This is a genomic window from Streptomyces sp. NPDC085481 (assembly GCF_044541845.1).
Lineage (GTDB): Bacteria > Actinomycetota > Actinomycetes > Streptomycetales > Streptomycetaceae > Streptomyces.
This window is the reverse complement of record NZ_JBITTJ010000009.1, coordinates 256786-276865: the sequence shown is the minus strand read 5'-3', so window position 1 is coordinate 276865 and position 20080 is coordinate 256786. Positions and strand designations below refer to the sequence as shown.

The window sequence follows — 20080 nt, the reverse complement described above, 5'->3', positions numbered from 1 at the left end:
CATGGAGGGGAACACCTTGAACGACGCCGATCGGCCGGACGAGCGGCTCGGAGTCGCCGTCATAGGCGCCGGCTACTGGGGCCCGAACCTCGTGCGCAACTTCCAGGCCAGCGACCGCTTCCGGCTGCGCTGGCTCTGCGACCTCGACGTCACGCGCGCCCAGCGGGTCCTCGGCGGATACTCCACCGTCCAGGCGACCGCCGACTACGCGGCGGTCCTCGCCGACCCCGACGTGCACGCGGTCGCCGTCGCCACGCCGGCCGGGACGCACCTGGACGTGGCGCTCGCGGCCCTGCGCGCGGGCAAGCACGTCCTCGTCGAGAAGCCGCTGGCCACCACGTACGCCGACGGGGCACGGCTGGTCGCCGAGGCCGAGGAGCGCGGCCTGACCCTGATGTGCGACCACACGTACTGCTACACCCCGGCCGTGGCGAAGATCCGCGAGCTGGTGCACGAGGGGGCGCTCGGCGACATCCACTACGTGGACTCGGTCCGGATCAACCTCGGTCTGGTGCAGAAGGACATCGACGTGCTGTGGGACCTCGCCCCGCACGACCTGTCGATCCTCGACTTCATCCTGCCCGGGCACGTGGAGCCGGTGGCCGTCGCCGCGCACGGCGCGGATCCGATCGGCGCGGGCCAGGACTGCATCACGTACCTCACCCTCCAGCTCAACACGGGGGCCATCGCCCACGTGCACGTCAACTGGCTCTCCCCCACCAAGGTCCGCACCACCATGGTCGGCGGTGCCAAGCGCACCCTCGTCTGGGACGACCTGAACCCGGCGCAGCGCGTCGCGGTGTTCGACCGCGGGGTGGACCTCGCGACGCCGCAGGACCTCGGCGCGGACGAGCGCCGGGAGGCCCTGATCTCGTACCGCAGCGGCGACATGGTCGCGCCCGCCATCGGGGAGAAGGAGGCGCTGCGCAGCATGGTCGACGAGTTCGCGGCCGCGATCACCGGGAAGCGGGCGCCGCTGACCGACGGGCGGGCGGGCCTGCGGGTCCTGGACATTCTGGAGGCGGCCTCGCGGAGCCTGGAGTTCCGTGGGGCGGTCGTCGGCCTGCGGACCGGTGCCGACCGGTCCTTGAATAGCGCGAACGATGCGGTGGGAGAACGGCGTTGAGCGATATCCGGGGTAAGCGGGTCCTGGTCACCGGCGGTGCCGGGACCATCGGCTCCCATGTGACCGACCTCCTGGTGGAGGGGGGCGCGAGCAAGATCGTCGTGCTCGACAACTTCGTCCGCGGGCGCCGGGCCAACCTCGCCCGGGCGATGGCCGGCGGCCCGGTCGAGCTGGTGGAGGGGGACATCCGCGACGCGGCGACCGTGCGCCGGGTGACGGAGGGCGCCGACCTGGTCTTCCACCTGGCGGCCATCCGTATCACCCAGTGCGCGGAGGAGCCGCGGCTGGCCAACGAGGTCATGGTCGACGGGACGTTCAACGTCCTGGAGGCGGCGGCCGCGGCCGGCGTCGGCAAGGTGATCGCCTCGTCCTCGGCCTCCGTCTACGGCCTGGCGGAGTCCTTCCCGACCACCGAGCGCCACCACCCGTACAACAACGACACGTTCTACGGCGCGGCCAAGGCCTTCAACGAGGGCATGCTGCGCAGCTTCCACGCCATGTACGGCCTGGACTACGTGGCGCTGCGCTACTTCAACGTCTACGGGCCCCGGATGGACATCCACGGCCTGTACACCGAGGTGCTGATCCGCTGGATGGAGCGGATCGAGGCGGGCGAGCCGCCGCTGATCCTCGGCGACGGCACCCAGACGATGGACTTCGTCGACGTCCGCGACATCGCCAGGGCCAACATCCTGGCCGCCCGCGGGGACCTCACCGACGAGGTGTTCAACGTGGCCAGCGCCACCGAGACGTCCCTGCGCGAGCTCGCCGACGCCCTGCTCGACGTGATGGGTTCGGACCTGGAGCCGGTGCACGGCCCGGCCCGTGCGGTCAACGGGGTGACCCGGCGGCTGGCGGACACCGCGCTGGCCGAGGAACGGCTCGGCTTCAAGGCGGAGATCGACCTGCGGACCGGTCTGAAGGACCTGGTCGACTGGTGGCGGACCGAGAAGGGCGCGACCGCGACGGACGCCGAGCGGGCCCCGGCGCGGATCCCGGTCATGGTGCCGTGGCTGGGCGAGGAGGAGGCGAAGGCGGCCGCCGACACGGTGCGCTCCGGGTGGGTCGCCCAGGGCCCGCGGGTCGCCGAGTTCGAGCGGGCCTTCGCCGAGCGGGTCGGCGCGCGGCACGGTGTCGCGGTCAGCTCCTGCACCACGGCCCTGCACCTGGCCCTGCTCGCGCTCGGGCTCGGGCCGGGGGACGAGGTGGTGGTCCCGTCGCTGTCGTTCATCGCCACCGCCAACGCCGTACGGTACGTCGGCGCCGAGCCCGTGTTCGCGGACGTCGACCTCGCCACCGGCAACCTCACCGCCGCCACCGTGGACGCCGTGCGCACCCCGCGCACCAAGGCCGTCCTCCTCGTCCACCAGGGCGGTGTCCCCGCGGACGTCTCCGCGCTGCGGGCCGCCTGCGAGGCCTCGGGGCTGCCGCTCGTGGAGGACGCGGCCTGCGCGATCGGCTCCACCGTCGACGGCGAGTCCGTCGGCGCGGGCGCGCTGCTCGCGGCCTGGTCCTTCCATCCCCGCAAGCTGCTCACCACCGGCGAGGGCGGCATGGTGACCACCGACGACGCCGAGTGGGCGGCGCGGCTGCGGCGGCTGCGCGAGCACGGGATGAACGTCTCCGCCGCCGAGCGCCACGCGAGCGGGAAGCCGGTCCTGGAAAGCTATCTGGAGACCGGGTTCAACTACCGGATGACGGACATCCAGGCCGCCGTCGGTCTGGCCCAGCTCGACAGGCTCGACGAGATGGTGGCCCGGCGCCGGGAGCTTGCCGCCCGCTACGCGGAGCTCCTCGCGGACCTGCCCGGACTGGAGCCGGTGCGGGACCCGGCGCACGGGGAGAGCAACTTCCAGTCGTACTGGGTGCTGCTCGCCGAGGACTTCCCCGTCGGCCGCGACGAACTGCTCGCGATCCTCGCCGAGGCCGGGGTCTCGGCCCGCCGGGGCATCATGGCGAGCCACCTGGAACCCGCCTACGAGGGTCATCCGGTGGCCCCGCTGCCGGTCACCGAGCGGATCAGCCGCGACTCGCTGATCCTGCCGCTGTTCCACACCATGACCGAGGAGCAGCAGGACCGGGTGGTCGCGGTGCTGCGGGAAGCGGCGGCGCGTCCGTGACCGAGCTCGTCATCATCGGCGCCGGCGGCTTCGCGCGGGAGACCGCGCAGGCCGTCCGGGCCGCCGGCCTGCCCCTGGCGGGCCATCTCGACGACGACCCGGCGCTGCACGGCGTCGAGGTCGACGGCGTGCCCGTGCTCGGCGGCACCGAACGGATCCACGAACTCCCCGACGCCTCCTTCGTGGTGTGCGTCGGCAGCCCCCGGGACTACGCGTCCCGGGCCCGGGTCGTCCGCAGGCTCGGGCTGCCCGAACACCGCTACGCCACCGTGGTGCACCCCACCGCGGTGGTCTCGGCGAGCTCCGTGCTCGGCCCCGGCACGGTCCTCCTGGCGCACACCGTCCTGACGGCCGCGGTCCGGGTGGGCCGCCATGTCGCGGTGATGCCGCACACCGTCCTCACGCACGACGACGAGGTCGGGGACTTCGCCACCCTCGCCTCCGGCGTACGGCTCGGCGGCGCCGCCCGGATCGGCCGGGGGGCGTACCTCGGCGCGGGCAGCCTGGTCCGCGAGGGCACGTCGGTCGGCGCCTGGTCGCAGGTCGGCATGGGCAGCACGGTCCTCGCCGACGTCCCCGCGGGCGAGGTGTGGGTCGGCGCTCCGGCCCGGCGCCTGCGCGCGGCGGCGCCCCCGGCGCTCGAACAGCTCACGGCGGACGACGACACCACCCTGGCAAGAGGAGTGAACGGCCGATGAACCAGATTCCCCTGGTGGACCTGAAGGCGGCGCACGCCGAGGTCGCCGAGGAGATACGCGCCGGCTTCGACCGGGTGCTCGCGGGCACCGCGTTCATCGGCGGCGAGGAGGTCGCCGCGTTCGAGCGCGAGTACGCGGAGTTCGGCGGCGTCGCCCACTGCGTGGGGGTCGCCAACGGCACGGACGCCCTGGAGCTGGCGCTGCGCGCGAGCGGGGTCGGGGCGGGCGACGAGGTGGTGCTGCCCGCCAACACGTTCATCGCCACCGCGGGCGCGGTGGCGCGGGCGGGGGCCCGTCCGGTTCTGGTGGACTGCGCCCCGGACACCCTGCTGATCGACCCGGAGGCCGCGCTGGCCTCGGTGGGCGCGGCCACCCGGGCGGTGGTCCCGGTGCATCTGTACGGGCAGAGCGCCGACGTGACGGCTCTCGCTGCCGCGCTGCCTGGGCGGGTACGCGTGGTCGAGGACGCCGCGCAGAGCCAGGGCGCGAGCCGGGACGGCCGTACCCCGGGAAGCGGGGGGATCGCCGCCACCAGCTTCTACCCGGGCAAGAACCTCGGGGCCTACGGCGACGCCGGGGCGGTGCTCACCGACGACCCCGAGGCCGCGGCCCTGGTCCGGGCCATCGCCAATCACGGCGGGGTCCACAAGTACCGGCACGACGTGCCGGGCTTCAACAGCCGGCTCGACGGGCTCCAGGCCGTCGTGCTGCGGGCGAAGCTGCGGCGGCTGGCCGCCGGCAACGACGCCCGGCGGGCGGCCGCCGCCCGCTACGACGAGCTGCTCGCCCCGCTCGCCGCGGCCGGACGCGTGGTGCGCCCGGTCACCGCCGGCGGCAACGTGCACGTGTGGCACCTGTACGTGCTGCGGGTGTCCGGGGCGGACCGCGACGAGGTCGTGGGCAAGCTCAACGCGAGCGGCATCGGGGCGGGCGTGCACTATCCGGCGCCGGTCCATCTGACCCCCGCGTACGGGCATCTCGGTTACCACCGCGGGGACTTCCCGCACGCGGAGCGGGCGGCGGACGAGATCCTGTCGCTGCCGCTGTTCCCGCAGATCACCCCCGGCCAGCAGGATCAGGTCGTGGACGCGCTGGTGAACGCCCTGAACTGAAGGGCATGGTCCCCCACTCCCCCGGCCGTGAGGCCAGGACTGCACTGCCCGTGAAAGGTACAGCGATGCAGAACCACATCCGTCGGGCCAGAGGCGCCGTGTTCGCCCTGGCCGCGGCGTTGCTGTCGATCGTCCTGCCACCGGTCGAGACCGCCAGCGCGCTCGCCGACCCGTGCGGCACGGGCAGCAATCCCATCGTGTGCGAGAACTCCAGGACCGGTACGCCGATGTCGGAGTGGTTCGCCGGAAGCTCCTGGGGCGACATCGCGGGATTCCCCACCAAGATGAGCGTCCAGGCCGGCGAGACCCTGCCGTTCAAGATCCAGTCCCCGTCCTCGTACCACGTGAAGATCTACCGGCTCGGCTGGTACGGCGGCGACGGCGCCCGGCTGGTGTCCACGCCGGCCCAGGCGGCCCAGACCTACCCGGCCACCTACTTCTCGCAGCGTCCCGGCTGTCTGAAGGACCAGCCGACCGGCCTCATGGACTGCGGCAACTGGGCGACCACGGCGAGCTGGACCGTGCCGAGCGACGCCGTCTCGGGGCTGTACGTCGCCAACTTCGACCAGGCCGACGGCAACGGCCTGATGCCGTACCCCTTCGTGGTGCGCAACGACGCCAGCCGCTCCGAGATCGTGGTGCAGACCTCCGACCAGACCTGGCAGGCCTACAACGACTGGGGCGGCACCAACCTCTACGACGGCCAGGGCCCCGCGCCCGACGGCCGGGCGTACAAGGTCAGTTACAACCGTCCGATGGACATCGGCGGCGAGAACGGCATCTACGGCTCCGAGTACGAGATGATCGCCTGGCTGGAGCGCAACGGCTACGACCTCAGTTACGTCTCCGGCCTGGACACCGCCACCCGGGGCGCCGCGCTGCTCGCGAACCACAAGATGTTCATGTCGCAGGGGCACGACGAGTACTGGACACAGGAGCAGTTCACCAACGTGCTCAACGCACGCAAGGCGGGCCAGCACCAGACGTACTTCGCCGGCAACGAGATCTTCTGGAAGACCCGGCTGGAGCCGAGCATCGACGGCAGCGGCACCGCCAACCGCACCCTGGTCTGCTACAAGGAGACCAAGCTCAAGTTCCCGACGCCGAACGGCGTCCCGGACCCGAGCAACGTGTGGACCGGGACGTGGATGGACCCCGACAGCACCAAGGAGGGCGAGCCGTACCGGCCGCAGAACCTGCTCACCGGCTCGCTGTTCCAGGTCAACGGCCCGCGCAACGACGCCATCACCGTGCCGGCCGCCTTCTCGAAGATGCGGCTGTGGCGGAACACCTCGGTCGCGGCACTGACCGGCAACCAGGTCGCCACCTTCCCGGCCGGCACGCTCGGGTACGAGTGGAACAGCGACGTCGAGAACGCCGGCCGCCCGGCCGGCCAGATCCGGATGTCGTCGACCACGCTCGACATCACCGACGGCAACTACCTGCTCGACTGGGGCAACAACTACGGCAACGGCACCGCCACGCACAGCCTCGTCGCCTTCCGCGACCCCGTATCCAAGGCGCTGGTGTTCGGAACCGGCACCGTGCAGTGGTCCTGGGGTCTGACCAACGTTCCGACGGCCGACCCGGACGGCGGCGTGGTGACCGAGGACAAGCGGATGCAGCAGGCCACCGTGAACATCCTCGCCGACATGGGGCTCCAGCCGAAGACGCTGCAGTCCGGACTCGTCACGGCCACCGCCTCCGCCGACACCACGGGCCCGGGCGTCACCGTCTCCAGCCCGGCCGCCAACGCCTCCGTACCGGCCCTCCGGCAGATCACCGTGACCGGCACGGCCGCCGAGACGGGTGGCGGAGTGGTCGCCCGGGTGGAGGTGTCCACCGACGGCGGCACCACCTGGAAGGCGGCCGACGGCACCACCTCCTGGAGCTACAAGTGGACCCCGATCACGGAGGGTCCGGTCCAGCTCAAGGTCCGCGCGGTCGACGACAGCGTCAACATCGGCGCCGTCACCACCGTCCCGCTGACCGTGGTGGAGCAGCAGTGTCCGTGCACCGTCTGGCCGTCCTCGGCCGTCCCCGCCAAGCCCAACGGCGGCGACGGCAGCTCCGTCGAGCTCGGTGTGAAGATCCGTTCCTCGGTGCCCGGCACCGTCACCGGCGTCCGCTTCTACAAGTCCGCCGCCAACACCGGCACCCACAAGGGCAGCCTGTGGTCCGCCACCGGCCAGCTCCTGGCCACCGGCACCTTCACGGGTGAGACCGCGTCCGGCTGGCAGGAGCTGAAGTTCGCCACCCCGGTGCCGGTGAAGGCCAACACCACCTATGTGGCCTCGTACTTCGCCCCGAACGGCGGATACGCCTACGACGCCCACTACTTCACCGACAAGGGCGCGGGCCTCGCCCCGCTGACGGCCCTGCAGTCCGGCTTGGACGGCGGCAACGGCGTCTACCGGTACGGCGCTTCGAGCGGCTTCCCCGACCAGGCCTCCTCCGGCAGCAACTACTGGGTGGACGCGATCGTGGAGACGGGCTCGGCCAGCACCGCGCCGCCCGTCGTCACCGGCCGCACTCCGGCCCCCGGCGCCACCGGCGTGGCCATCACCGCCCCGCTGTCCGCCACCTTCAACCAGAGCATCGACAGCGGCACCCTGGTGTTCTCCGTGAAGGGTCCCGGCGGCGCCGGCGTCCCGGGCCGGGCCACCCTCGACGGAGACGGGAAGACCGCCGCCTTCACCCTCGACAGCCAGCTCGCGCTCGGCACCACGTACACGGCGTCCGTGCAGGCCGCCGACCTGTGGGGCAACGCCATGGCCGATCCGGTGACCTGGACCTTCACCACCGGCTCGACCCCGCCGCCGGCCGCCTGCCCCTGCACCCTGTGGAGCTCCGGCACGGTGCCCGCGAAGGCGTCGGAAACCGGTGACGGCAACTCCCTGGAGCTGGGCACCCGGTTCCAGTCCGCGCTCGACGGCAAGGTCACCGGCGTCACGTTCTACAAGGGCGCGACCAACACCGGCACCCACACCGGCAGCCTGTGGACCGACGACGGCACCCTCCTCGCGACGGGCACCTTCACGGGCGAGACGGCCACCGGCTGGCAGCGGATGACCTTCACCACCCCGGTCACCATCACCGCGGGCACCACCTATGTGGTCTCGTACCACGCCCCGAACGGCAACTACGCCTCGGACGGCGGCTACTTCACCGGCGCCCACCTCGACTACCCGCTCTCCGCACCAGCGGACACGGCGGGCAGCCGCAACGGCCTGTACCGGTACGGCGCCACGACCGCCTTCCCGAACGGCTCCTACAACTCGACGAACTACTGGGTCGGCCCGATCTTCACCGCCGGCACCACCTGAGAACCGGGGACGCACCACCATGAGCTCTGTCAGCGTCGTCATTCCCTGCTACAAGTACGGTCACTTCCTGGCCGACTGCGTGCGCAGCGTGCTCGACGAACAGCCCGGCCTCGACGTGCGGGTGCTGATCATCGACGACGCGTCCCCCGACGACTCGGCGGAGGTGGCACAGAAACTGGCCGCCTCCGACCCGAGGATCGAGGTGCGCGTCCACGAGCGGAACCGGGGCCACATCGCCACTTACAACGAGGGCCTCCTCGAGTGGGCGGACGGCGACTACGTCGTGCTGCTGTCCGCCGACGACCGGCTGGTCCCCGGGGCGCTCGTGCGCGCGGTCGCACTGCTCGACGCCCACCCGGAGGCGGGCTTCTGCTACGGCAGGCCGCTGCGCTTCACGCACGGCGGACCACTGCCGGCGGCCCGCACCCGGTCCACGGGCTCCGTGGTCTACCCCGGCCACTGGTGGCTGGAGCGGCGCTTCCGCGAGGGCACGGGGTGCATCACCTCGCCCGAGGTCGTGGTCCGCACCAGCCTCCAGCGGAGGGTGGGCGGCTACGACCCGGCACTGCCGCACGCCGGGGACATCGAGATGTGGATGCGGCTCGCCTCCCACGCGGACGTGGGCTACGTCCGGGGCGCGGACCAGGCGTACTACCGCGTCCACGGCGACAACATGTCCACCACCGACTTCGGCGGGCAGCTCGACGACCTCCGGCAGCGGCGGGCCGCGTTCACCGCGGTGCTCGACAAGTGCGCCGACCTGCTCCCGCAGGCCGACCGGCTGGCCGCCCTGGTGGACACCCGGCTCGCCCGCCACGCGCTGCGGCGGGCCTACCGGGCCTACGACCGGGGGCGCACCGACGTGGTGCCGGTGGACGAGCTGGTGGCGCTGGCCAAGGAGTGGCGGCCGGATGCCGAGAGGCTGCCGGAGTACCGGGCGCTGCGCCTGCGGCGCAGGATCGGCGCCAGGACCATGCCGTACCTCCAGCCACTCGTGCTCTCCGCGGTCGTCGAACGGACCCGCGAGTGGTTCTGGTGGCAGTCCTGGAAGCGCCGCGGCATCTAGCCACCCCCTGTCGGACAGCGCCCTGTCGACCAGCGTCGAAGAGCGCCCCCATCGAGGAAAGGCACGTCAGTGAACCACCGGGTCCAGCCGACCGCGCAGGTCGACGAGAGAGCCGTCGTCGGCGACGGCAGCAGCGTGTGGGAGCTCGCCCAGATCCGCGAGGACGCCCGCCTCGGCGAGAACTGCGTGGTGGGGCGCGGCGCGTACGTCGGCCCCGGCGTGACCATCGGCGACAACTGCAAGTTGCAGAACTACGCCCTGGTCTACGAGCCCGCGGTCCTCGGCGACGGCGTGTTCATCGGCCCGTCCGTGGTCCTCACCAACGACCACAACCCGCGCGCCGTGGACCCGGACGGGAAGCTGAAGCGCGGCGGCGACTGGGAGCCGGTCGCCGTCCGGATCGGCGACGGCGCCGCCGTCGGGGCCCGCTCGGTGTGCGTCGCCCCGGTCACCATCGGCCGCTGGGCGCTGGTCGCGGCCGGTTCGGTGGTGACCGCGGACGTGCCCGACTTCGCCCTGGTGATGGGGGTGCCGGCGCGCCGCACCGGGTGGGTCGGCAAGGCGGGCGTCCGGCTGACGGCGCACCCGGAGCGCCCGGGGGTGTGGGAGTGCCCGGAGACGGGCGAGCTGTACGAGGAGCGGGACGGGCGGCTCACGGAGTACGGTGCGGCTCACTGAGCCGCCGCCCGCGCCGTGCCGTCGCGTACCGCTCCGCCCACAGCGCCGCCATGACGCCGGCGAGGGTGCCGAGCGCCCCCACGCCGGCCACGGCGCGGGTCCGGTTGGGGGGCAGCGCGACGGTGCCGGGGCGGTTCACCAGGTCGACGGTGAGCAGCGTGGCGGCGGGCACCCGCTGCTCGGCCTGGAGGGTGTTCAGGTGCCGGCCGTAGACGCCGATGATCACCTGCACGACGCGGTCGGCCTCCTCGGCACGGGACTGCTCCGACTCGACCTGCAGGGTGGGGATCGCGTAGTACGGGGTGGCGCTGGTGCCGCTGTTGCGGGGGGTCAGCCGGTAGGTGCCGTGCACCCCGGCCGCCCGCAACTCCGCGCGCCCGGCGGGCGACTGGAGCTGCTGGACGACCGCGTAGGAGACCATGGCCAGCGAGGGCTGGAGGTTGGTCAGCTGGTTGGGCTGGTTGTCGGTCCGCGGGGGCTTGACCACCAGGACCGCCGAGCTCTGGAAGCGCGGCTCGGGCCGGAGCGCGGGGTAACAGGCGGCCGCGGTCAGCAGCATGGCGAGGACCAGGACGTACCAGCGGCGCAGCAGCACGCGGGCGAGTCCCTCGGGAGTCAGCACGTCTCTTTCCATCAGCACCGATACTGGCAGCACGAAGAGGAACCGGGGGAGGGTTCGTGAGCATCGCCGAGATCTTCCGTGTCCTGCGCGGACGGTGGTACGTGATGGTGCCGCTGACCCTGCTCAGTCTGATCGCGGGCGGCTACCTCTACTCGACGGTCCCGGTCACGTACGAGTCGCAGAGCCAGCTCGCCCTGCTGAACTCCAGCCGTGTCGCCAGACCGGCACCCAGTTACGGCAATCCGATGGCGTACGCGAGCGGTTCGCTGATCAGCACGGCCGACGTGCTGATCAGGGCGCTGCAGTCGCCGGAGGCGGCGCGGACGCTGCTGGGCCACGGCGTCACCGACGAGTACGCGGTCGACTTCGCCGCCGGCGCGGAGGGGCCGCTGCTGACCGTGACGGTCAAGGGCGAGGTCCCGGCCCGGGTGCTCCAGGAGACCCGGGCGATCACGGACTACGCCTCGGAGCAGCTCCAGGCCCTGCAGTCCGAGGCCCGGGTGCCGCCGGGCTACTACGTGCAGTCGGCGCGGATCGTGCCGCCGCAGAAGCCGGTCTCGCAGCCCAAGTCCCGCTACCAGAAGACGGCCGCCGTCCTCGTCTTCGGCGTCACCGGGGCCTTCCTGCTCTCCTTCGTGGTGGAGACCTGGGCCGCGGCCCGGCGCCGCACCCGCGGACTGCCGGACGCCTTCGGTGCTCCCCCGGTGCCCCGGCCCGGCGCGGGCCGGCTGCGCAGGCTGCTGACCCGTCCGTGGGACGCGACCGCGATCCTCACCGGCTATCTGGCGCTCGCGCTGTTCCTCCCCTCGAACCTGGCGCTCCCGGCGCTCGGGGGCGCCGGCACCCCGGCGAACGTCTTCGCCCTGCTGGGCCTGTTCTGGTACCTGGCGACCTGGTGCAGCGGCCGGATCGCCCCCGCGCCCGGCACGCGCACCATGCGGACGGTGGTGCTGGTCCTCTCGCTCGCCGTGCTGCTCTCGTACGTCGCCAACCAGGACCGGATCAGCTCCCAGAAGGAGATCCTGGCGGCGGACCGGGGGCTGATCGTGCTCCTGGTGTGGGTGTCCCTGGTGGTGCTCGGCACGGCCGGGATCCAGGACCGTGAGCGGCTGGACGTGCTGCTGCGCCGGCTCGTGGTGATGGGTTCGGTGGTGGCCGCGCTCGGCCTGTACGACTTCTTCACCGGCACCAACATCGCCGACTCGCTGCGCATCCCGGGCCTGAACTCGAGCGTGGCGAACGTGGCCGTCCTCGACCGCGGCTCGTTCACGCGGCCGCGTTCGCTCACCGCCCATCCGCTGGAGTTCAGCGGGATGCTGGCGATCCTGCTGCCCTTCGCCATCGCGCAGGCCTTCGACCCGGCGCGGGCCCGGCTGAGCCGGTTCAAGCGGTGGGCGCCGGTCGTGCTGCTCGGCGGCGGGCTGCCCCTCACGGTGTCCCGGACCTCGATCATCGGCCTGCTGGTCGTCGTCCTGGTCATGGTGCCGCGCTGGAGGCCGCAGCGCCGGTGGACCGCGATCGGCATCCTGTTCGGCGCGGTGGCCGTGTTCAAGGTCCTGGTGCCGGGGCTGATCGGCACCATCACGGGGCTGTTCTCCGGCAGCCTCAACAACGCCGACAGCAGCACCCAGGCCCGTACCATCAAGTACCCCAAGATCGCCGAGTACTTCGTGCAGGACCCGCTCTTCGGCCGGGGCTTCGGCACCTTCACGCCCGAGCGTTACTTCTTCACCGACAACCAGTACCTGCTGACCGTCGCCGAGCTGGGCGCCCTCGGGGTCCTCGTCCTGCTCGTCCTCGGGCTCACCGGGGTGCACCAGGGCGGATCGATCCGCCGGCTCGCCCGCAGCGAGCCGGACCGGGAGCTCGGCCAGGCCTTCTTCGCCTCGGCGCTGGTCGCCCTGGTGATCAGCGCCACCTTCGACACCCTCAGCTTCCCCATGTTCGCGGGCGTGTTCTTCCTGCTCCTCGGCCTGGGAGGCAGCTGTCTCGGCTTCGTACGGCGCGAGGCGGCCGGCCCGCCCGAAGCCGCCCGGGTCCTTCGGCAGCGCACGCCCGACTCACCGCACCTCGTGGAGATCTGATGCCCCAGCAGCAGGGTCCTGTGGCCGTCCTCGTCGTCACCTGGAACAGCGCGGCCGTGCTGCCCGGTTTCCTCGACTCGCTCCCGGCGGGGATGGCGGGCCTGGACTGGCACCTGGTGGTCGCCGACAACGACTCCTCCGACGACACCGTCGCCGTGGTCCGCAAGCACGCCCCCGAGGCCACGGTCGTCGAGACCGGCCGCAACGGCGGCTACGCCTTCGGCGTCAACGCGGCCCTGCGCGCCGCCGCGGCCCTGGAGGGCGGCGGCTACCGCGCGGTGCTGATCTGCAACCCGGACATCCGGATGGCGGAGGGCTGCGCCATGACCCTGGTGGAGGCGCTGGGCACGCCCCTGCCGGACGGCACCAGGGTCGGCATCAGCGTGCCGCTGCTCTACGAGGAGGACAAGCGGCTCATCCACTCGCTGCGCCGCGAGTCCACTGTGAGCAGGGCGCTGGGCGAGGCCGTGCTCGGCAACCGCAGGGCCGGCCGCTTCCCCGCCCTGAGCGAGCTGGTCACCGACCCCTCCGCCTATGCGGAGCAGACCCCGGCGGACTGGGCGACCGGGGCGCTGATGGCACTGTCCCGGGAGTGCGTGGCGGCCTGCGGGCCGTGGGACGAGTCCTTCTTCCTCTACTCGGAGGAGACGGAGTACTGCCTGCGCGCCCGTGACCTCGGCCTGCGCACCCGCCTCGAGCCGGCGGCGCGGGCCACGCACCTCGGCGGCGACTCGCGGGTCTCGCCGCGGCTGTGGTCGCTGCTCGTCGTGAACCGCGTACGGCTGTTCCGGCGCCGGCACGGCCTGGCGGCCACGGTGGCGTTCCGCTCGGCCGTCCTGCTGAGGGAGCTCTCACGGGCCGCGCTCGGCCGGAGGCCGGCCAGGGCGGCCGTGGGCGCGCTCCTGGGCGCCCCTCAGTCCCGCCACGAGGTGTAGAAGCTCCCGGGGTTCACCAGGTAGCGGACGGTGGGCCGGGGCAGGTGCTCGACCCGCCGGCCGCGGCTGTAGCGGCGGATCAGCTCCCAGTCCTCGCGGGGCAGCACCTCGGGGGTGCGCCGCAGCCGGCTGAAGTGCAGGGCCGGGGCGCGGCGGGCGACGAAGGCGTTGGTGTCGAGGAAGGCTTCGTGGGCGGCCCTGCGCCGGTCGTACGGCACGGACAGGACGTCCATGTCGGCGCCGTCCGGCCGTACCCGGCGCAGTGCGGTGTAGACGCCGTCGGGGCCGCCGGGGGCCTCCAGGGCGGAGAGCGCCTCCTGGAGGTGCTCGGGCTCCCACAGGTTGTCGTCGTCGAGGAAGGCGACGTACCGCGAGGCGGTCAGCCGGATGCCGATGTTGCGCACCACGCCCGCCACGCCGGTGTTGCGAGCGAGCGAGACCGCGAACAGCCGGGGGTCGTCGGGGAGTTCGGGGAGTCCGGCGCCGTCGTCCACGACGATGACGACCTGGTCGCGCACGGACTGCTCCAGGGCCGAGCGCACCGCCCGCAGCAGCGGCTCGGGGCGCCGGTGGGTGGCGATGACCGTGGCGACCCGGGCGGTGGGGCGGCGCCCCAGGACCCGGGCGAGCCGGGCGGTCTCGGCGTCCTCGAAGCGCCGCAGCCGCAGGGCGCTCGGCGCGAGGAGGACCTTGTTGCGCAGCTCATACAGCACCAGCCAGCCGAAGAGCCGCTTGAGCAGCTCCCAGGGTGCTCTGAGCCCGGCCCTGACGACCTGGCCCATCAGACCCGCGTACGCACGGCCGTCAGCGACTTGGTGAGCCCGGCCACCCGCTCGCTGAGGATCACGGACCGGGGGAAGAGGTGGCGCAGCTCGGTGCGGCTGAGCAGCTCGATGTTGATGACCGCGTCCATGCCCTCCTCCGGAGTGCCGGGGCGGCTGTGGGTGAGCGGCCAGTGCCGGACCAGCTTGGCCTGGGCGGCCAGCGGCAGGAACTGGAAGCCGGGGGCGAGGAAGTGCGGCTCCACCGGGAAGTAGCGGTACGGGGTCTGCACCCAGTGCAGCGGGGCCAGCTTCTCGATGGCGGTGACGAAGCGGCGGCGCTGGCTGTAGCCGCCCACGTGCTCGATGGTGGAGTTGGAGACCACCAGGTCGAACTCGCCGAGGGAGGCGGGGATTGCGGGGTCGGTCACGTCGGCGATCTCCGCGCTGATCCACTCGGGCAGCTCGGCGGGGTGCGCCTCCAGGTTCACCAGGTGCACGTGCTTGGGGCGCAGCGGCGAGCGCAGCCAGTTCTCCGCCGTACCGCCCAGGTCCACCACGCGCATGTCCTCGATGCCCGGGAAGCAGTTGCGGAACCGCTCCCATCGGGCCGCACGGAATCGTTCGCCGAGCGAGTCGGGCGCGTCGACGAAACGGTTGCGGAGGGCACGGATGCCGGACATCGCATCAACCACCTGAGGTCGGTCGGCAGGGTGGGGTCCCGGTCAACCGTAGTCGGAGAGTCGGGATTTATCAGCAGATCTCATGATCTCACGGCTGTACCGGGACCACGGTCCTCCCGTCCGCCATGCGGTTGCCGCGCCACACGTTCCCCCGGCCCGTCGGGTTCCAGTAGGCGACGGCGCCGTACTTGCCGCCCGCCGGGTAGAACTGGGGTGAGAAGACGTTGTCGGTGACCTCGATGCCGGCCGAGTCCGCGCCCCCGGCGTAGAGCGCGTAGGCCCCGCCGGCCAGCCAGTTGTCGTCGACGACGGTGTGGGTGACGGGCGCGCTGTCGGCGAAGAGGCCGATGGCGGCCGAGGCGCCCTGTTCGACGGGGGTCGCGTTGAGCAGGGTGTTGTGACGGATGATCAGTTTGCCCTTGCCGCCGCCGTTGCTGATGACGGCGTTGGTGTGCTGCCACTCGCCGTCGAGGTTCCGGAAGGGCGTGATGTCGTGCACGTAGTTGTCGTGCAGGTTGCCCTGACCCATGGAGAGGGCGTCACCGAAGACGGAGATGTCGCAGTGGCCGACCTCGATCGAGCTGGTGCTCATGTTGGAGACGGCGTAGTCCGCACCGCCGTTGTCAGGCCCCTTGCCGGGCACGGCGGTGATCGTGGTGTGCAGGATCCGCAGGCCGGAGAAGCCGGGGCGCAGGTTGATCCCCCACCAGTTGGTGGAGGTGATGCGGCTGTCGATGACGGTGACGTCGTTCGCGTAGATGTCGAGGGAACCGGTGATGTCCCAGCCCTTGATGACGGTGCCGTCGGTGCGGATGGCCGCGTTGCCGGTGCTCTGCGGGGTCAGGGTGGCGATCCGGGGGCCGGTGGTGGTGGCGTCGGGGTAACCGCAGGCGCGGGGGCTCGGGCAGCCCTTGGGCGCGGGCGGCTTGCCGTCCGCGGCGCCGGGGCCGTTCCTGGTCGGTGCGGAGGCGGTGGCTCCGGGGGCGGTGATGGCGCGGGAGTCGCAGCGCGCCGCACCGCCCAGGCAGACCGCCTCGCCGCCGAGGCCGGTGAAGGTGATCAGGGAGAAGAGCAGGACGGCGGTCAGCACCGCCGCTCCGAGGAGCCTGCGGCGGCCGGTTCGGACCAGGGGTCTCACCTCATCGCTCAGGTGCCGGGGTGGCCGGCTGCTTCTGCGCCGGGACGGCGGGGACGGCGGGGACGGCGGGCGCGGCCGGGGCGGCCGGGGCGGCGCCCTCCCGCTTCTCCGCCCGGCCACGCCGAAGACGCGGGAGCGCGCCGCGCACCAGTCTGCGGCCCGGCAGCACGCAGACGCCGTAACACGCGAGTCCGATGACACTCGTGGCGCAGAGGGCCACGAGCCGCTCCCCCAGCCACTGGCGCGACAGGACCAGGACCACGCCCATCACGGCCCCGCCGACGACCGGCCGGACACAGACCCGGACCAGGGCGCGGGCGGCGATCCCGCCCCGGCGCAGGGCGACGACGAAGACGGGCAGCACGACGACGCCCGCGACCAGCACATGGCCGGCGGCGACCGTCCCGATGCCCCCGGAGCGCGCGGCGAGCACGAGCACGGGGACCAGGGTGACCAGCCAGAGGCCCTGGATGAGCAGGAGCGAGCGGCGCCGGCCGATCGCGACCAGGCAGTCGTACGTGAGCTCGGCGGCGATCCTGGCGAGACCGAGGGCCATCAGCCAGGGCAGCGCCTCGGCGGCGGGCCGCCACCTGGCACCGTAGACGAGCTCCACGAGCGGCCCGGCGAGGGCGCCGAGCAGGACGCACGCGGGAACCGTCGCGGTCATCAGGACGCCCAGGGCGCCGGCGAAGCCCTGGGACAGCGCCTTCGGGTCGTCCGCGAGGCGCGAGAAGCCCGCGAAGGAGACCCGCCGGGCGGTCTCGGAGATGACCCGGACCGGCCAGCCGGCCATGTTGAAGGCGAGCATGTAGAAGCCGAGGGCGACATTGCCGAGGACCGCGCCGACGATCATCGCGTCGGCGTTGACCACGGCGAGGGCCAGCATGCTGGCGCCCGCGAGCGGCAGCCCGAAACGCAGCAGCGCCCGCGCCTGCGCGGTGTCCCAGCCGAACCTGAGCATGCCGGGGGCGGCGAGCGAGCAGCCGGCCAGGGCCACGAGGTTTCCTGCGACGGCTCCGCAGGCGAAGCTCATCGCGCCCCAGCCCTTCAGGGCGAGGACCAGGGTCACCGAGGTGCTCACGACGAAGTTGAGCGCGTCGATGATCATCCGGCGGCCTTGGCGGAACTCGCGGGTGAGGACGCCGGCGGGGACCTGGGACAGGCCGTCGAGGACGAGGCAGACGCACATCACCCGCAGCACGGCGGTCGCCTCGGTGGAACCGAGGAGGGCGGCGACGGCGGGGGCGGCGGCGAACAGGCTCAGGTAGAGCAGCCCGCTGGACAGGGCGCTGAGAGTGAGGACGGTGGGCGCGAACCGCCGTACGTCCCCCTCCCAGCGCACCACGGCGAGCGTGACCCCGAGTTCGTTGGCGGAGAGCAGGACCATGAGGACGGTCTGCGCGACCCCGTACACGCCCCAGGCGGCGGGGTCGAGGACGTAGCGGACGAGCACGATGCCGGTGGCGAAGTTGCCGAGCCGCATGACCATGGTGTTGATCAGGCTCCACCGGGTCGCCGAACGGACCTTGGTCCCCAGGGACGCCTGGTCGGCGGCGGGCGCGGTATCCATCGGACGGCTCCTCGTCGTCACTTCACCCAGGACGGCGGGCGCTTGGCGGGGCGCCGCTCGGCGGCCGGCAGCACGGGCAGCTGGACGGTGGGCTGGTCGGTGGGCGGCTCGGCCGGCCGGGTCGTTGCGCCGGCGGCCTGGTCGTCTTCGTGCGCGTCGTCCGCGTGCACGTCTTCCGCGTGCACGTCTTCCGCGTGCACGTCTTCCGCGTGCACGTCTTCCGCGTGTGCGTGGTCTTCGCGTACGTCGTCCGTGCGTACGTCCGCCTCATCGAGGGCCTCGCCGATCCCGGGGCCCTCATCGTGCGGCTCCCGGGCCGGCGCCCGCCGGCGGCCGCGCGCCTCGGCGAAGAAAGTGCCGACCAGGCTGAGGACGATCCCGAGGCCCGCGGCCATGACCAGGTACTGGATCTTGGACTTGAGCTTGGCCTCGGGATCCTGCGGCGGCACGATCGTGGTCATCCGGATCATGGACTCCGGCGCGACCTTCTGCTCCGCCTGGAGGTCCTTCAGCCGCTTCTCGGTGAAGCTCATCAGGAGCCGGTTGCCCCTGAGCACCGCGGCCCGGTCCTCGCCGGTCACGGTGAGCCAGAGCAGCGGCCCCTGCGCGTTGTCCGCGATCTTCGCCTCGTACTTCGCGGTGAGGCCCTGGGACGTCAAATCGGCCACGGACGCGTCGGAGTTGACATTGCGGGCGAGGCTGTCGGCCATGCCGGTGAGCGAGGGCTCCATGCTGAGGAAGGGGTTGCCGTCGGCCTCCGCGCCCTTGCGGGAGTTGAGCAGCGCCACCGTGCTCTGGGACTCGTAACTCACGGGGACGAGCAGCCAGGCCCCCACGGTCAGGGCAGCCGTGAGCACGAGCCCGGGCACGAGGACGTACCACCGCCGGCACATGACCCGGAAGATCTCTGCGAGGTCCATGGCGTTCCCCCTTGCGCCCCCTGTGTGGCGGCTGCTCAACTGCCGTACCGCTGATGAGGATAGGTGGGATCGCGACAAGGTGTGAGCCCTTCGCGATCACCATTGTCTGCGGTCAGCGGCGGTCCGTGGGCCGGGGGCGGCTGCCGGCGGTGCCTCCCTCCAGGAGGACCCGGGCGATGCGGTCGCCCGCGTGCCCGTCCCACAGCTCGGGGCGGCGGGGCGGCGGCGGGTCGGCGAGGAGCCGGAGCGCGGTGGCGACGATCCGTTCCGGGTCGCGGCCGGCGACGACGTTGGTGCCCTGCTCGACCGTGATCGGGCGTTCGGTGTTGTCCCGGAGGGTCACGCACGGCACCCCGAGGGCGGTGGTCTCCTCCTGGACTCCGCCGGAGTCGGTGAGCACGATCCGGGCCCCGGCCTGCAGGGCGATGAAGTCCAGGTAGCCGGCGGGCGGGATCAGCCGGATCCCGCCGGGCACGCCGAGCGCGCCGAGCCGTTCGGCGGCCCGCGGGTGCACGGGCAGCACGAGCGGGCAGTGGCCGGCGACCTCGCCGAGGGCCTTGAGGAGGCCGGCGAGGACCTCGGGGTCGTCCACGTTGGCGGGCCGGTGCAGGGTGACGAGACCGTAGCCGTCCGGGGTGAGGCCGTGCCGTTCGAGGGCGTCGGACGCGGTGGCCCGCTCCAGGTTCGCCAGCAGGGTGTCGATCATGACGTTGCCGACGACGTGGATCTGGTCGTCCCGGTAGCCCTCGGCGCGCAGGTTCTCGGCGGCGTCGTGGGAGGGGGCGAGGAGGTAGTCGCTGACCCGGTCGGTGGCGACCCGGTTGACCTCCTCCGGCATGGACCAGTCACGGCTGCGCAGCCCGGCCTCGACGTGGGCGAGCAGCGGGCCGGCCTTGGCGGTGACCAGGGCGCAGGCGAGCGTCGAGTTGACGTCGCCGACCACCACCACGAGGTCCGGGGCGAGTTCGTCGACGAGCGGCTCGAAGGCGGCCATGACCCGCCCGGTCTGGCCGGCGTGGCTGCCGGAGCCGATGCCGAGGAAGTGGTCGGGCGGGCGCAGGCCGAGGTCGTCGAAGAAGACGTCGTTCATGGCCGGGTCGTAGTGCTGTCCGGTGTGGACGAGGAGCACCTCGGCGCCCCGGGCCTCCAGGGCGTCCATCACCGGTTTGATCTTCATGTAGTTGGGGCGTGCCCCCGCGACGCAGATGACCTTCTTGACGGTCGTGTGAACGGTCATGCGG

Annotated in this window: 16 protein-coding genes; 9 read left to right on the top strand and 7 right to left on the bottom strand. The window is 72.5% G+C overall.

Annotated features, from left to right (window positions below; genetic code table 11):
- Positions 1-16: 16 nt before the first annotated feature.
- From ACIGEZ_RS21055 to ACIGEZ_RS21025, 7 genes are all read left to right on the top strand, one after another.
- On the top strand, positions 17-1126 hold the full coding sequence (locus ACIGEZ_RS21055; RefSeq protein WP_399833196.1) for a Gfo/Idh/MocA family protein: 1110 nt from the start codon (positions 17-19) through the stop codon (positions 1124-1126).
- Positions 1123-3246, top strand: a complete 2124-nt coding sequence (locus ACIGEZ_RS21050) for an aminotransferase class I/II-fold pyridoxal phosphate-dependent enzyme (RefSeq protein WP_399833194.1) — start codon at positions 1123-1125, stop codon at positions 3244-3246. The genes ACIGEZ_RS21055 and ACIGEZ_RS21050 overlap by 4 nt, the downstream gene beginning before the upstream one ends.
- Entirely contained in the window at positions 3243-3944 is a 702-nt protein-coding gene (locus ACIGEZ_RS21045; RefSeq protein ID WP_399833192.1) for an acetyltransferase, read from the top strand. The genes ACIGEZ_RS21050 and ACIGEZ_RS21045 overlap by 4 nt, the downstream gene beginning before the upstream one ends.
- The gene (locus tag ACIGEZ_RS21040; protein WP_399833191.1) at positions 3941-5056 is read left to right on the top strand and encodes a DegT/DnrJ/EryC1/StrS family aminotransferase; all 1116 of its coding nucleotides are present in this window, start codon (positions 3941-3943) and stop codon (positions 5054-5056) included. The genes ACIGEZ_RS21045 and ACIGEZ_RS21040 overlap by 4 nt, the downstream gene beginning before the upstream one ends.
- A gap of 65 nt (positions 5057-5121) precedes the next feature.
- Complete coding sequence (locus tag ACIGEZ_RS21035) at positions 5122-8382, top strand: DUF4082 domain-containing protein (RefSeq protein ID WP_399833189.1); 3261 nt, start codon at positions 5122-5124, stop codon at positions 8380-8382.
- A 19-nt stretch (positions 8383-8401) separates the two neighbouring features.
- Complete coding sequence (locus tag ACIGEZ_RS21030; RefSeq protein WP_399833187.1) at positions 8402-9448, top strand: glycosyltransferase family 2 protein; 1047 nt, start codon at positions 8402-8404, stop codon at positions 9446-9448.
- Between the two features lie 69 nt (positions 9449-9517).
- Positions 9518-10126, top strand: coding sequence for an acyltransferase (locus ACIGEZ_RS21025; RefSeq protein WP_399833185.1), 609 nt, complete (start codon positions 9518-9520; stop codon positions 10124-10126).
- On the opposite strand, the gene ACIGEZ_RS21020 is transcribed toward ACIGEZ_RS21025, so the two are convergent.
- Positions 10101-10748, bottom strand: coding sequence for a hypothetical protein (locus ACIGEZ_RS21020; RefSeq protein ID WP_399833183.1), 648 nt, complete (start codon positions 10746-10748; stop codon positions 10101-10103). The two genes, ACIGEZ_RS21025 and ACIGEZ_RS21020, sit on opposite strands and share 26 nt — an antisense overlap.
- A gap of 56 nt (positions 10749-10804) precedes the next feature.
- Between ACIGEZ_RS21020 and ACIGEZ_RS21015 the strand changes: the two genes are divergently transcribed.
- Positions 10805-12832 (top strand): O-antigen ligase family protein, encoded by a 2028-nt coding sequence (locus tag ACIGEZ_RS21015; protein ID WP_399833181.1) that lies wholly within the window; start codon positions 10805-10807, stop codon positions 12830-12832.
- Positions 12832-13767 (top strand): glycosyltransferase family 2 protein, encoded by a 936-nt coding sequence (locus ACIGEZ_RS21010; protein WP_399833179.1) that lies wholly within the window; start codon positions 12832-12834, stop codon positions 13765-13767. The genes ACIGEZ_RS21015 and ACIGEZ_RS21010 overlap by 1 nt, the downstream gene beginning before the upstream one ends.
- On the opposite strand, the gene ACIGEZ_RS21005 is transcribed toward ACIGEZ_RS21010, so the two are convergent.
- From ACIGEZ_RS21005 to wecB, 6 genes are all read right to left on the bottom strand, one after another.
- Entirely contained in the window at positions 13746-14549 is an 804-nt protein-coding gene (locus ACIGEZ_RS21005) for a glycosyltransferase family 2 protein (RefSeq protein WP_399833177.1), read from the bottom strand. The genes ACIGEZ_RS21010 and ACIGEZ_RS21005 overlap by 22 nt on opposite strands.
- Positions 14549-15211, bottom strand: a complete 663-nt coding sequence (locus ACIGEZ_RS21000) for a class I SAM-dependent methyltransferase (RefSeq protein WP_399833175.1) — start codon at positions 15209-15211, stop codon at positions 14549-14551. Before ACIGEZ_RS21000 ends, ACIGEZ_RS21005 begins: the two co-directional genes overlap by 1 nt.
- A gap of 88 nt (positions 15212-15299) precedes the next feature.
- The gene (locus tag ACIGEZ_RS20995) at positions 15300-16301 is read right to left on the bottom strand and encodes a hypothetical protein (RefSeq protein WP_399833173.1); all 1002 of its coding nucleotides are present in this window, start codon (positions 16299-16301) and stop codon (positions 15300-15302) included.
- A gap of 49 nt (positions 16302-16350) precedes the next feature.
- On the bottom strand, positions 16351-17919 hold the full coding sequence (locus ACIGEZ_RS20990) for an oligosaccharide flippase family protein (RefSeq protein WP_399833171.1): 1569 nt from the start codon (positions 17917-17919) through the stop codon (positions 16351-16353).
- A 17-nt stretch (positions 17920-17936) separates the two neighbouring features.
- A complete protein-coding gene (locus ACIGEZ_RS20985; protein ID WP_399833169.1) occupies positions 17937-18839 on the bottom strand; it encodes a chain length determinant protein in 903 nt (300 codons plus the stop codon).
- 112 nt (positions 18840-18951) lie between these two features.
- Positions 18952-20076 carry a non-hydrolyzing UDP-N-acetylglucosamine 2-epimerase gene (gene wecB / locus ACIGEZ_RS20980; RefSeq protein ID WP_399833167.1) on the bottom strand — a complete coding sequence of 375 codons (1125 nt, stop codon included), beginning with the start codon at positions 20074-20076 and terminating at the stop codon, positions 18952-18954.
- Positions 20077-20080: the final 4 nt, after the last annotated feature.